General features: G+C 73.4%; 11 protein-coding genes and 5 pseudogenes. 13 read left to right on the forward strand and 3 right to left on the reverse strand.

What is annotated here, in order from left to right; translation table 11 throughout:
• Positions 1 to 683 precede the first annotated feature (683 nt).
• The 4 genes and pseudogenes from UG55_RS35910 to UG55_RS12065 form a co-directional block, all read left to right on the forward strand.
• The coding region (locus UG55_RS35910; protein ID WP_242424215.1) for a response regulator transcription factor at positions 684 to 1,424 on the forward strand (741 nt) is incomplete at its 3' end.
• Position 1,425: 1 nt separating this feature from the next.
• Positions 1,426 to 1,593 (forward strand): annotated as a pseudogene (locus UG55_RS35915) (guanylate cyclase); the annotation flags it as partial.
• A gap of 1 nt (position 1,594) precedes the next feature.
• Positions 1,595 to 2,261, forward strand: a pseudogene (locus tag UG55_RS35920) (adenylate/guanylate cyclase domain-containing protein); the annotation flags it as partial.
• A gap of 99 nt (positions 2,262 to 2,360) precedes the next feature.
• Positions 2,361 to 3,026 carry an SDR family NAD(P)-dependent oxidoreductase gene (locus UG55_RS12065; RefSeq protein ID WP_083986701.1) on the forward strand — a complete coding sequence of 222 codons (666 nt, stop codon included), beginning with the start codon at positions 2,361 to 2,363 and terminating at the stop codon, positions 3,024 to 3,026.
• Here UG55_RS12065 and UG55_RS12070 read toward each other — a convergent pair.
• Positions 2,969 to 3,388 carry a hypothetical protein gene (locus UG55_RS12070; protein WP_199865112.1) on the reverse strand — a complete coding sequence of 140 codons (420 nt, stop codon included), beginning with the start codon at positions 3,386 to 3,388 and terminating at the stop codon, positions 2,969 to 2,971. The two genes, UG55_RS12065 and UG55_RS12070, sit on opposite strands and share 58 nt — an antisense overlap.
• Positions 3,389 to 3,633: 245 nt before the next feature.
• A complete protein-coding gene (locus UG55_RS45315; RefSeq protein ID WP_255360469.1) occupies positions 3,634 to 3,765 on the reverse strand; it encodes a hypothetical protein in 132 nt (43 codons plus the stop codon).
• Here UG55_RS45315 and UG55_RS35925 point away from each other — a divergent pair.
• Positions 3,764 to 4,028: SDR family NAD(P)-dependent oxidoreductase (locus UG55_RS35925; protein WP_242424216.1), on the forward strand; the 265-nt coding region annotated here is incomplete at its 3' end. The two genes, UG55_RS45315 and UG55_RS35925, sit on opposite strands and share 2 nt — an antisense overlap.
• 1 nt (position 4,029) lies before the next feature.
• Positions 4,030 to 4,525 (forward strand): annotated as a pseudogene (locus tag UG55_RS12075) (SDR family NAD(P)-dependent oxidoreductase); the annotation flags it as partial.
• A gap of 69 nt (positions 4,526 to 4,594) precedes the next feature.
• Here UG55_RS12075 and UG55_RS12080 read toward each other — a convergent pair.
• Positions 4,595 to 5,476 carry a TIGR03854 family LLM class F420-dependent oxidoreductase gene (locus tag UG55_RS12080; protein ID WP_066067127.1) on the reverse strand — a complete coding sequence of 294 codons (882 nt, stop codon included), beginning with the start codon at positions 5,474 to 5,476 and terminating at the stop codon, positions 4,595 to 4,597.
• A 401-nt stretch (positions 5,477 to 5,877) separates the two neighbouring features.
• Between UG55_RS12080 and UG55_RS12085 the strand changes: the two genes are divergently transcribed.
• The 7 genes and pseudogenes from UG55_RS12085 to UG55_RS12105 all read left to right on the forward strand — a co-directional run bounded on the left by UG55_RS12085 (position 5,878) and on the right by UG55_RS12105 (position 12,629).
• Positions 5,878 to 6,357: a hypothetical protein gene (locus UG55_RS12085; RefSeq protein ID WP_066067129.1), complete on the forward strand. Its 480-nt coding sequence runs from the start codon at positions 5,878 to 5,880 to the stop codon at positions 6,355 to 6,357.
• A 300-nt stretch (positions 6,358 to 6,657) separates the two neighbouring features.
• Positions 6,658 to 8,394, forward strand: coding sequence for a hypothetical protein (locus tag UG55_RS12090; RefSeq protein ID WP_242424217.1), 1,737 nt, complete (start codon positions 6,658 to 6,660; stop codon positions 8,392 to 8,394).
• A 96-nt stretch (positions 8,395 to 8,490) separates the two neighbouring features.
• Positions 8,491 to 9,236 (forward strand): serine/threonine-protein kinase (locus tag UG55_RS35930; RefSeq protein ID WP_242424218.1); only part of this gene is annotated, 746 nt, incomplete at its 3' end.
• Position 9,237: 1 nt separating this feature from the next.
• A pseudogene (locus UG55_RS12095) lies at positions 9,238 to 10,725 on the forward strand (serine/threonine protein kinase); the annotation flags it as partial.
• 35 nt (positions 10,726 to 10,760) lie between these two features.
• Positions 10,761 to 11,226 (forward strand): class I SAM-dependent methyltransferase (locus tag UG55_RS35935; protein WP_242424219.1); only part of this gene is annotated, 466 nt, incomplete at its 3' end.
• Position 11,227: 1 nt separating this feature from the next.
• Positions 11,228 to 11,579, forward strand: a pseudogene (locus tag UG55_RS35940) (class I SAM-dependent methyltransferase); the annotation flags it as partial.
• Between the two features lie 132 nt (positions 11,580 to 11,711).
• Complete coding sequence (locus UG55_RS12105; RefSeq protein ID WP_066067295.1) at positions 11,712 to 12,629, forward strand: J domain-containing protein; 918 nt, start codon at positions 11,712 to 11,714, stop codon at positions 12,627 to 12,629.
• Positions 12,630 to 12,727: the final 98 nt, after the last annotated feature.

The raw sequence follows: 12,727 nt of genomic DNA on the forward strand, positions 1-12,727 counted from the left end.
CCGCTGCGGCGGCACCGCTCGCGGCACCGACTGCTGCCGTGCCGCTGGCGACTGCTCCCGTGCCACTGGCGACTGCTCCCGTGCCGCTGGCGACTGGGGCTGCGCCGCTGGCGGCGGCAGCTGCGACAGCGACACCGGCTGTGACAGCCGCGCCCGCGGCATCGGCGGAGGCGGGACGGAGAAGGGGACGAGCCCCGGCAGCGCTGACCGGCTGACCGCGCACCGCCACCACGGCGGCGCGGCCGATGAAGCACTCGCCACAGGTCCTCCTCCGTCCGGGCCCAACCGGGCACACCGCCCCACCACCGCACGGACCTGGCTGGGCGGACCAGGCATGCCATCACGAACGCGACAGTCGAAGTGTCGTCGACGGGTCCGACAGTTTTCCGGCGTTGCCGCCCCCGAGGGTGCTCCGTGGTCCGAGGCGAAGGGCGGGTGAGACGAGTCTCGTACGATCTGGCCGGGAAAACAGTGGTGCCAGCCCCCCAGACAGCGCTGACGCCACCGCCCCCGCCCCCGCCCACACCAATCAACCACCGGCCGGCCACCCCTGCCGCCCGCGACCGCCGCGGACCGCGCCGATCGGGTGTGGGCAGTCCGCCCGGCGGGGTGGTGCCAGCATCCCCGGACGGGGTGATCCTGGCCTGCTGGCCCAGACGGTGGGAACCCGGCTGAATGGTGTCATGGCGCGCAACGGCAGGGCCGGCGGCGAAACACACGCACCAGGCAACGACTCGGCACGGACGAACCGCATCACCGTGCTGCTCGCCGATGACAACCTCATAGTCCGAGAAGGCGTCCGGGCACTGCTGTCCCACGTCGCGGACATCTCCGTCGTCGGGGTCGCGGCCGACCACGACGAACTCGTCCGGGCCGCGAGCGAGCTGCGGCCCGCGGTTGTCGTGACCGACATCCGCATGCCACCCGACTTCACCGACGAGGGGGTGCGGGCAGCGCAGCGCATCCGCCTCGCGAACCCGGCGACGGGCATCGTCCTGCTCTCCCAGTACGACGAGCCGGACTACGCGATCCGGCTGCTGCGCGACGGCCTGTCCGGCTACGCCTACCTCCTCAAGGAGCGGGTCGCCGACCCCGATCTGCTGGCTCGTGCCATCCGCGAGGTGGCCGGCGGCGGCTCGGTGCTGGATCCAGCCATCGTCACCGCCGTGATGGCCCCGGTGCGCGAGGCCGGCACCCTGACGCCGGATCAGGAGGAGCTGCTGCGCGACGTCGCTCACGGCCAGCCGGTCGCCGCCATCGCGGCCAGGCACGGTGACACGCCCGCCGCCGTCAACTCGGCGATCGACGCCCTGCTGCTCCGGCTCGCCCAGGGCGCCAGCGCCGGGCAGGCCGGGGCGCTGCGCCGGCTGCGCATGCTGCACGAGGCACTGATGAAGCGCGAGGAGCAGGACGCGGCGCTCGCCNGGCTGCTCCCCGGTGGCCTGGCGGAGAAGCTGCGGGACGACGCGGAGGCCGCCAACCGCACCGAGCGCCTCGTCGTCACCGTCCTCATGTCGGACGTCCGCGGCTATTCGGGCATCGCGCAGCGGACCGACCCGATACTCCTGGCACACCAGCTCGACGAGCACCGGCNGGAGATGAACGCGGCGATCCTGGCCGAGGGCGGCACCGTCCTGCAGTACGCCGGGGACGCCGTCATCGCCGTCTTCGGGGCACCGAACCCGACCAGTGATCACCGCGAGCGCGCCGTTCGCGCGGCCAGCGCCATGCACGAGCGTCAGAACAACCTGAACGACCGGTGGGCCGGACGTGGCCTGGAGCCGTTCGGGCTGGGCGTCGGCGTTTCCACCGGGGAGGTCGCCGCGGCGCTGCTGGGCTGTGACGCCCGGCGGGAGTACACGCTGGTCGGGGACACCATGAACCTCGCCCAGCGGCTCCAGGCCATGGCCGAGGCGGGCACGACGATCATCAGCGCGGCGACGGCGACCGCGCTGCCCGCTGAGGTGGTCGTCCCACTGGATCCGCGGCCGGTGAAGGGCCGGGTCGGCGACGTGCGGGCCTTCCGGGTGTCCACGACCGGCCCGGTCGCCGCCGCCCTCAGGCCGCAGGCCCCGGTGGCGGTACCGATGCCGCTGCCCGCCTGGGCAGCCCCACTCGCGCCGCCGCCGCACCTCCCGCCGCAGCTCGCGCCATGGCGGGAGGCCGCGGACGCGGGTGGCTCCAGGGGCCCTGGCGGCTCCCGGCCCGCGGGCGGCAAGGGGCCGCGGCGGCGACGGCGGCTCCTGCGGTCCGCGGCCTGACCCACCGGGACGGGCTGGTCCGCGGGCCGGTCCCCGGCGGGCAGGATGGTTACCGGCCGAAGCCGTCGGCAGGCGGCGGCCGGGACCGGGAGGATCCTGATGACGCAGCCAGAACGGGCCGACCCCGAAGCCGGCCGAGGGGTCGCCGTGGTCACCGGCGGGAGCCGGGGTATCGGCGCGGCGTGCGCCCGCCTGCTGGCGAGATCCGGGTGGGCGGTCTGCCTCACCTACCGGACGGAGAAGGACACCGCGTGGGAGGTGGCGCGGGGCTGCGACGAGGCCGCCCGCGAGTACCACGCCGAGCACGGTCTGCCGGGTGCGCCCACCGGCGCGATCGCCGTCGCCGCGGACCTGGAGGATCCGGCGTGCGTCCCCGGTGTGTTCACTGCCGCGGACCACTTGGGCAGGCTGACCGTCCTGGTCAACAACGCCGGTGTGATCGACCGGGTGGCCCGGGTCGACGAGCTGACGCCCGAGCGGCTGACCCGCATGTTCACCATCAACACGATCTCGGCGATCCTGCGCGCCGGTGAGGCCGTGCGCCGGATGTCCACGCGACACGGCGGAACGGGCGGGTCGATCGTCAACATCTCCTCGGCGGCCGCGAGGCTGGGCAGTCCGGAGCTGTACGTCGACTCGGCGCGCAGATGTCCGGCACGCAGATGTCTGGCGCACAGACGTCTGGCGCACAGACGTCTGGCGGTGGGCTACCGGGCGGAGGGCGGGCGGAACATGACGAGCGCGGTCGGGTTGCGGCGGGCGTAGCGCAGGGCCGCGCGCTCGCAGGAACCGCTGACCCACTCCAGCGTCCAGTCGACGTTCACCAGGCCGACGACATCCGCCACCCGCTGCTGGAACTCGTCGTCGACCTCCTGCTCCGCGGTACGGGACGCGTAGGCGACGCCCTCCATCCCGAAAGCTCCGTACATACCGGTGGACCATCTTGCCCATCGTGACCATCGGTCACGTACTGCAACGACAACCAGCCGGGAACCCATCCGTGCCGCGAGTTCGGCCGCCAGCAGGACGTCGGCGAGATCGCCGGCGTCTCCGGCGCGTAGACCCACGATCACATGACTGCCCGACGTCGTCCGCGTGGCGAGTCGACGTCCCTCCGCCTGCTCCACGGCTCCTCCTCCGCCGACGCCTTCCCGGCCGGAACCCGGCCGGAATGATGGCCACGATTGTGATGTGTGACGCAGGAAAGGGGAAGTGCCAGCAGGGGTCCTGTTTGACGAAACCCGCGCCCTTCGCTCCGCGGGTCGTCCTGGAGACCCCGCCAGCCGACCCCCGCCTGGCCTCGCCGGTCTCTCGTCGCCCGGTTTCGATTCCGTGCTCGGATTCTGCCCACCGGCGGCGGCTCCTACCCCGATCAGTCGCGGCCGGCGGCGCCGGCACCGAGAATCATGAGGATCCCGGGCCGGAACGCCGGTCGCGTCAACGACGCGGAAGTCGAGCCGCCGGGCAGGAGCAGGCAGGATCTCCCGAAAGCGAGGGTCGACATGTCGGTGTTGGACAGATTCCGCCTCGACGGCAAGGTCGCTGTACTCACCGGCGCGTCCTCGGGGCTCGGCGTGGGATTCGCCCGCGGGCTCGCCGAGGCCGGCGCGGACCTCGCTCTCGGCGCGCGGCGCACGGACCTGCTGGCGAACACGGCGGCGCTGGTGGAGAAGGAAGGCCGCCGAGCTGTCAGTGTCGGCACCGATGTCGCCGACCCCGAGGCGTGCCAGCGGCTCGTCGACGCCGCCATGACCACCTTCGGGCGGGNTGACATCCTCGTCAACAACGCGGGCGTCGGCTGGGCGTACCCGGCGCTGAAGGAATCCCCGGAGCAGTTCCGCTCCGTCATCGACGTCAACCTCAACGGGTGCTACTGGATGGCTCAGGCGGCCGCGCGGGTCATGCAGCCGGGCAGCAGCATCGTCAACATCTCCAGCGTGCTCGGCATCAAGACCGGCGGGCTGCCGCAGGCCGCCTACTCGGCCAGCAAGGCGGGCCTGATCGGGCTGACCCGCGACCTGGCCCAGCAGTGGACCGGCCGGCGCGGGATCCGCGTCAACGCGCTGGCGCCCGGATTCTTCGAGACCGAGATGACCGATCAGTACCAGCCCAGCTATCTGGAGAGCCGGCGGTCGAAGATTCTCGCGGGCAGGTTCGGCGGCGCGGAGGAGCTCACCGCCGCGCTGATCTTCCTCGCCTCGGACGCGGGCGGCTATGTCACCGGCCAGACCCTCGTCGTCGACGGCGGTATCACCATCACCTGACCGGTGACCTGCGTACCGGAATTTCGCCGGCGGTCGCCCGGCGGCGGGGTTCCGGTACGCAGGCGGTGCTCAGGTCTGTAGCGGCACCAGCTCGCGGACGAAGCCCTCGAGGAACTCCGGCCAGCCCGACGGCCCGATCGACGGGTACACGACGAACTTGCTCACCCCGGCGTCCACGTACCTGCCGATGAGGTCACGCGCGGCCACCCAGCCCCGGGGCAGGAGGTCGGCGGGGTCGCTGTCCGGACGTCGCGCCCGGATCGCCGCGACGGTCGACGCGGAGAGCTCACCGAAGGTGACCCGCAGGCTCATCCCGAAATGCTCGGGGTCGATCTCCCGACCGGCGGCCGCGGCGGCCTCGTTGATCGCCCGGATGCCCGCGGCGGCCTCGGCGGGCTCGATCAGACTCGCCAACCAGCCGTCACCGTGACGGCCGATGCGGCGCAGCGCGGCCGGCGCCGCCCCGCCGAGCCAGATGTCGAGCGGGCGCGCCGGGCGGTCCCCGATCCCGAGGTCGGTGACCTCGAAGAACTCGCCCTGGAAGGTCACCGACTCCTCGCTGAGCAGCCGCCGCAGAAGCAGGATCGCCTCGTCGAACACCGCACCCCGGCGGCCGGCCGGCACGGGGAAGGCACTGCGGTCGGCCGCCCGCGCCGGCCCGAGCCCGAACACCGGCAGCACCCGCCGTGGGGCCAGCGCGGCCAGGGTCGCGAGTTGCTTGGCGAGCAGCACCGGATTGCGCCCGGGAAGGACGGCGACGCTCGTACCCACCTTGAGATCGCTGGTCCGCCCGAGGGCATAGGACATCCCCGCGAGCGGGTCGACGGCCTCGGTCGAGAGCTGCTCGGACAGCCACAACGAGTCCACACCCAGCTTTTCCAGCGCGTCGACACGCTCGGCGAACACCGCTCCGGAAACCGAGCCGAATCCGATACCCACCCGGATCTTCACCCGCTCAGCCTAGAACTTCCCGAGCCACGGGGCTGCCGGGCCGGCGACCGCCGGCCACGGTTCGACAGGTCGACGGATCAGTCATATCGGCGCGACCGTCTGGGCAAATCGGGGCATTGACCCCAACCCGCCGGCCCGAGGACCGTGGTGCGAATGGGTGACGTTGGCAAGCCTGAACGCATCGTCGAGGACGAGCCGATCGGGTTTCCCGAACATGAGCCGCTGGCGGTTCCCGGACCCGACCCCGCCCCACCCGTTCCGGCGGAACCGGCAGTGACACCAGTGCCGGCGGGAACACCAGTGCCGGCGGGAACACGAGTGCCGGCGGGAACACGAGGGCCGGCGGGAACACGAGGGCCGGCGGCGCCGGTGCCGGAGCCCACGCGCGAGCCGACTCCGGCGTGAGCCTGCTCGGATGGCGCCAGTGGGCGGTGGACGGCGACGGTCTGCTGCGCCCCGCGTGGACTCCGTGGTCGCCTTTCCCCGCCGGCCTTCTGCTGTGGCGCCCAGACGGGCTGACCGAGGCGTGCTGTGTGCGCCCGGAGGGCTCCGGGCAGGTTCCGCACGACCGGATCCCGGCGGCGGACTGCGCGTGCGGCCTGTACGCCTGGCGCAGCCCCGCCCTGCTCTCGATGGCGCGGCCACCCCGGTGGACGAGGCACCCCTGCGTGGTCGGCGTGGCCAGGCTGGGCGGGAGAGTGATCATCGCCAGCCGCGGCTACCGCGCGGAGCGCGGCTTCCCGGTCGCCGTGTTCGATCCGCGCGGCCTGGTTTCCCCCCGGTATTCGGTGGCGCGTTACCGCGCCTGGTCGGCGCTGGTCGCCGAATGGCACGACGAGTCCGACCAACCACCCCTCCGCCCCGCCCGGGACCGGCACTAGGGTCGTATACGTCCACAACTGGACGATCCAGACGTATTGGCTTCCCAGCAGATGGGGGCGCCGGGTGCGGGCGCGTCACCACCGGCCCGGACCAGGCCGGGGCTCCGCACCGATTCGGGTCCGCGGCGAGGAGGAGAAAGCGTGCCAGCCTGCGCGGGCCACCCATCCCGCGCGTTTCCGGCAGGCGGCCCCGTCTCGGCGGTTCCGACCGAGGACGCGGTTTCGCGGGAACCGGCGAGCGGCCCGGCTCCGAGCGGCGGTCCGGTTCCCGCGGCACCGCGCGGGCCAGGCAGGTTTCGGGTGTCGCTCGCCGTTCTCGCCGGGTATCTCGCGCTCGCGCTCGCCGTCTTCCGCGCCGCCTGGGCGGATCCCGGCGGCGTGCTCTACGGAGCCAGCGACTCGGCGCTGTTCGCGTGGTACCTCGGCTGGATTCCGCACGCGCTCGGCGAGGGACTGGACCCGTTTGTCACGTCCCATCTGAACGCGCCCACCGGGAGCAACCTGCTGTGGAGCACGCCCGTCCCGTTGCTCGGGCTGCTCACCGCACCGGTGACCGCGCTGTTCGGCCCGGTAGTCTCCCTCAACCTCCTGCTGACGCTGGCTCCGGCGCTGTCGGCCTTCGCGCTGTTCCGGGCCCTGCTGCGCTGGCTGCCGGCGCAGCCGGCGGCGTTCGCCGGCCTGCTGTACGGGTTCGGCCCCTACATGATCGGCGAGTCCTACGGCCACCTTCATCTGACCTTCGCGGTCTTCCCGCCGCTGCTGCTGATCGCGCTGGACGACCTGCTGACGAGAGCGCGCCCGCCGCTGCGGACCGGCGCCCTGCTCGGACTCGCGGTCGCGGCACAGGCCATGATCTCCGAGGAGATCCTCGCCACCAGCGCCCTCATCGGCGGCATCGGGGTGGTCATCGCGGGCCTCGGTCACCGCGACCTCGTCCGGGCCCGGGCCGGCGCGCTCGGCCAGGGCCTGCTCAGCTGCGGGACGGTGGCCGGCCTGCTGCTCGCCTGGCCGCTGTCCGTACAGTTCTTCGGCGATCAACGGGTGCACGGGAACATCCAGCCGCACAACGTCGCGGTGTCGGACCTGCTGACCTTCGTCACTCCCACCCCCGCCCAGCTCATGGCCCCGGACGCCGGGCTGCGGCACAGTGCTCGGTTCACCGGGAACGCGGTGGAGGTGACCGGCTACCTCGGGATTCCGCTGATCCTGGGCGCGGCCGTCATCGCCGTCCGGCTGCGGCGTGATCCGCTGGTGTCCCTGTTCGCCCCGCTGGCGGTCGTGGCGGCTGTTCTCTCCCTGGGCAGTCGCCTGCACGTGGACGGCCGGACGACCCGCGTGCGGCTGCCCTGGCTGGCCCTGGAGAACCTGCCCGTCATCAACAGCGCGCTGCCGTCCCGGTTCGCCCTGTACCTGATGATGGCCGTCGGGATCATCGTGGCGGTCGGCCTGCACCGGGCAGCCCTGCGCGGCACCCGTACCGCCCGGCATCGCGCCGGCTGCCGGAGCGGCCGGGGCGGCCGGGGCGTACCGTTCGCGACCTGCGCCGGGCTCGCGGTGGCGGCCGCGGTCATGGTCGTCCCGCTCCTGCCCCGCGCCCACGTCACGACGCCGACGGCCACACCCGCTTTCTTCACCGGCGACGCGGTCCGCGCGATTCCCGCCGGATCGACGGCGCTGGTGCTGCCCTATCCGTATCCGACGCGGACGGAGGCCATGCTCTGGCAGGCCGACGCGGACTACCGCTTCCGCATCCCCGGTTGCTACTGCACCATCCCCGGGCCGGACGGCCGCGCCGTGTTCAACGCCTGGACGGACCCGCTGAACAGCGCCCTGGTCGCCGTCGAGCAGGGCCGGCTGGACGCCGACACCGCGCTCGCCGACCCCGCCGTGCGCGGTGCCTTCGAACAGCTCGCGCCGGCCGCGATCGTGCTCGGCCCGACACCGCGGCGCGCGGAACTGTCCAGACTGATGACCGGCATCACGGGCACAGCACCGACGGATGTCGACGGCGTGGAACTGTGGCTGCCGCGCCGCTGAGCGACAGATATCTGTCCGCGATCCGTCCTGCCGCCCCATTGCCAACAGCCGCCTGAGATGCTGGCCTCGGGTGATGTGCGGGGCCGAGGGGGTCAGGTGGCAGTCGGTCCGAAGGGTGCACGGTTCGTTGCTGGCCGTTACCGGCTCGTGGCACGACTCGGGGCCGGCGCGATGGGAACCGTCTGGCGTGCCTTCGACGAGATCCTGGAGACCGAGGTCGCCCTCAAGGAGATGGAGTTCGCGGGCGGCGTGCCGAACGCCGAGCGGGCCGAACGGGTGGAGCGCGCCATGCGCGAGGCCCGGCACGCCGCCAAGCTGCGCGGCCACCCGCATGTGGTGACCATCCTGGACGTCGTCCTGGAGAACGGTCTCCCCTGGATCGTCATGGAACTGGTGCCGTCCCGGTCGCTGTTCGAGATCGTCCGTGACGCCGGCCCACTGCCGGTGCCGGAGGTCGCCCGGATCGGCCTGGCCGTCATCGACGCCCTGCTCGCCGCCCGCGACCGGGGAATCGTCCATCGCGACGTCAAGCCGTCGAACATCCTCATCGGTACGGACGGTCGGGTTGTGCTCACCGACTTCGGAATCGCGACCGGCGACGGCGATCCGACACTCACCGTGACCGGAGTACTCGGAACTCCCTTGTACATGGCCCCCGAGCGCCTGAACAACGCTCCGGCCACCTTCGAAGCCGACCTGTTCAGCCTGGGCGGAACACTGTATTTCGCGGTCGAGGGGCACCCGCCGTTCGAGCGGGAGAGTTTCGGCGCCATGCTCACCTCCGTACTGCTCCATCCGCCGACGCCGATGCGGCTCGCGGGTCCCCTGGCGGCCGTCCTGACNGGCCTGCTGGAGAAGGAACCGCAGCGGCGGCTGCCGGCCGGAGCCGCGCTGTCGATGCTCGGCGATCTGCTCGCGGCGAGCGGAACCCCCCGGGCGGGCGACACCACCGCGCTGGGCGGCGCCACGACCGGCGGCCACGGCTCCCTGACGACCGGGACCGCCCTCCTCGGCGAGAACCCGGGTCCGTCCGGTTCCGCCGAACCCGCCGCCCGGCCGGGGCTGGCGGACGGCCGCGGGAGCGACAGCCGGGCCGTCGTCCGCGCGGACGGTCTGGGCTGGCATGCCCGGGCCGGGAACGACCCGCCGCCTCCACACGCGCCGACCCTTCCCGACCCCGACGCGCCGACGACCCTCTCGATCCCGGCGATCCCGGCCGCGCCGGGATCGCCGGCCGGGGGCCCCGCACAGCCCGCGGCCAGCCCCACCGGCCCCACCCCGGGCACGGACGCCGGCCCGGGTACGGACGTCAGCTCGGGCACGGACGTCAGCCCGGGCACGGGCGTCGGCTCAGACGTCGGCTCGGGCGCGGGACCGGGGCCCGACGGCGTCCCGGCCGGCGGGCCCCCGCCGCCGCCCGCGGAGGTCACCGTCCTGGAACAGGACGGGGCGCTGCTCATCGCCTGGACGCCCGTGCCCGGAGCCGAGGCCTACCGCGTGGTCCGCGTGGTCGCGGACCCGGACTCCGAGAACGGGCGCCGGGAACGCAGCCTCGGGATCACCTCCGCGACCCAGTTGTTCGACGCCGGTGTCCCCCGGGGGGTCCGGGTCTGGCACGAGGTCGCCGCGCTCGGTCCGGGCGGGTTCGGTCCGGGCGGGATCGGGCCGGGCCGGGGCGGTCCGGCCAGGTCGGCTCCGGCCCGAGGCCCGGTACGCATGGTGCTGCCCCCGGTGACGGCCCTGCGCGCCGACATGGCCGACGACGCCGTCGCCCTGTCCTGGCGCCCGCTGCCCGGCCACGACGAGGTGGTCATCGAGCGGACCCACGACGAGGCGTCGTCCGTGCGCGGAGCGATGCGCCGCTACCGGGGCTTCCGCGGCAGTTTCGTCGACAGCGATGTGCAGGCCGGTGCGGTCTACCGCTATCGCGTCTGGGTCGCCGCCGGTGACGAGTCGGACGGCCTGCGGCCGGAGACCTACGCCGAGGTCACCGCCAGAGTGATCGCCAGGCCCCGCGCCGTCGTCGACCTCGAAGCCCGCGACACCCTCGGCGGGACGGTGCTGCGCTGGACGACGGTGCCCGGCTCGGTCGTGCGGGTCTACGCCACCGAGGCCCCGCGGCAGGTGGGGCTGGCCGGCACCGGCCCGTTCGGCCCGGCGGACCGCGAGGTCGGCCTGGACTCACTGACCGGCCGGGCCCGGGTCGTCGGGGAGAGCCGCCGGGGGCGGCTCGTCGACCGCGAGGCCAACGGCACCGTCGTCTACACCCCGGTGAGCATCGTGGAGGACCGGGCGGTGATCGGCGCCGCCGTCACCCACGTCCGCTCGTAGCACCGGCCCCCGGCCGCGCCGGGCGCGATGCGAGCATGACGGCCGTGGACACTTCCGACAGCCCCGCCTACGGCTACACCGAGATCGACTCCGACGGCGCCCGGGCCGCCAGCCGCTACTACTGGGACAACGAGGCCGCGGCCTACTACGCGGAACACGGCGCCTTCCTCGGTGACGTCGACTTCTGCTGGGGCCCGGAAGGTCTGCGCGAGTCCACGGCGGGGCTCCTCGGCGACGTGCGGGGCCGGGTCGTGCTGGAGATCGGGTGCGGCGGCGCCCAGTGCGCGCGCTGGCTGGCCGGGCAGGGGGCCACCGTCGTCGCCACCGATCTGTCCGCCGGGCAGCTCGCCCAGGCGTGCGCGCTCAACGAACGCACCGGGGTGCCGGTTCCGCTCGTCCAGGCGGACGCGATCACGCTGCCGGTGCGCTCGGAGAGCGTCGACATCGCCTGCTCGGCCTTCGGAGCCGTCCCGTTCGTCGCCGACAGCGCGGCGCTGATGCNGGAGGTGGCCCGCGTTCTGCGGCCGGGAGGCCGGTGGGTCTTCTCGACCACTCACCCCTTCGTGTGGTGTCTGCCGGATGCCCCCGACGCCAACGGGCTAGTCGTCGTCCACAGTTACTTCGATCGACGCGCGTACACGGAGCATTCCGCGACCGGCGAGCCGCTCTATATAGAGGCACACCGGACGATGGGCGACCGCGTACGCGAGATCGTTGCCGCTGGCCTGCAACTAGTCGACGTCATCGAGCCGGAATGGCCTGAGGGGCACAACGAGGTGTGGGGCCAGTGGGGCCCCCTTCGAGGGCAGTTCGTGCCGTCAACATCGATCTTCGTCACGGCCAGACCGCACTGACGGCGACCGACCTTCGGGCCATCCGTGGTCTCGCTCACCGCGAGCGGGGCAGGCCGATCCCCCGGTTCCGGCCTACGGTGGGGACCAGGTCGACGCGACGCCCCACTGCACGGGCGCCGGGAGGTGATCGCCATGCGTGATACGCCAAAAAGTCAGTCGGCCCAGTACTTGCGGGCCTCGATGTACGAGGTGCTCGGGATCGCACCCACGGCTTCGGACGAGGAAGTCCACGCTGCCTATCGCCGCGTGGTGAAGCGCGCTCATCCGGACGCCGGCGGATCCCAACGCGCGTTCCTCCGGGTGAACGCGGCATACCGGGTGCTGAGTGATCCCGGTATGCGGCGTGCCCACGATCTGTGGCTCGCCCATCTGCTGGACGCCTACGACCAGCCGGGGCGTTCCGGCGGCGCACGGTCGCCGCAGGGACGCGGCACACCCGGCGGTCACACCACGGACGGGCGGCCCACTTCGGGCCGGCGGCCGGGGTCCGGTGGCCGGCCGAACCCGGGAGCCCCGGGGACGTCCGGGCGCTGGGGACCCCCGGGCGACCAGACCGGCACGGCAGGCCCGCCGGGAACGGGACCGGGTTCACCCGGCCCCTGGACCGGCGCCGGAGCGGGACCGACCTCGGGGAAGGGGTACGACCCCGCCGGGCCGTATGACCCGAGCGGGCAGTATGACCCCACCGGGCAGTACGGCCCCACCGGGCAGGGGGCCGGCAACGGCCCGCTGCCGGCCAGCTCCCCCGGCGGGCGGCGGCGTGCGCGCCGCCGCCCGCAGCCGGCCGACGGTCTGCCCGGCCAGCCGGGAGAGCCAGGGCAGCCCGAGACCTGGGCAACCTGGTCGGACGAGGAAAGAACGGCCTGGGGCCCGGACCGGCGTGCCCGGCGGCGGTACCTGGTCTCGATGGCGCTGTGCCTTGCGCTGTTCGCGCTGGCGGGCGCGGTTGTTCGGCTCTACTCCATTCCGGTGGCGCTGGGAATGACAGCGGCCGCGATGGTGATTCCGCCGCTGGCGGTCTTCGCGGTGAACACCGCCCGACGCCGCTGAGTGCCGGAGCCGGTGGGCGGTCAACCGCTCGCCGGCTCCGGGTCCGGCCCCGGCCCCGAGTCCGAGTCCGGCCCCGAGTCCGGCCCCGGTTTCCTCCG

The sequence above is a fragment of the Frankia sp. EI5c genome (assembly GCF_001636565.1).
Taxonomy (GTDB): Bacteria; Actinomycetota; Actinomycetes; order Frankiales; family Frankiaceae; genus Parafrankia.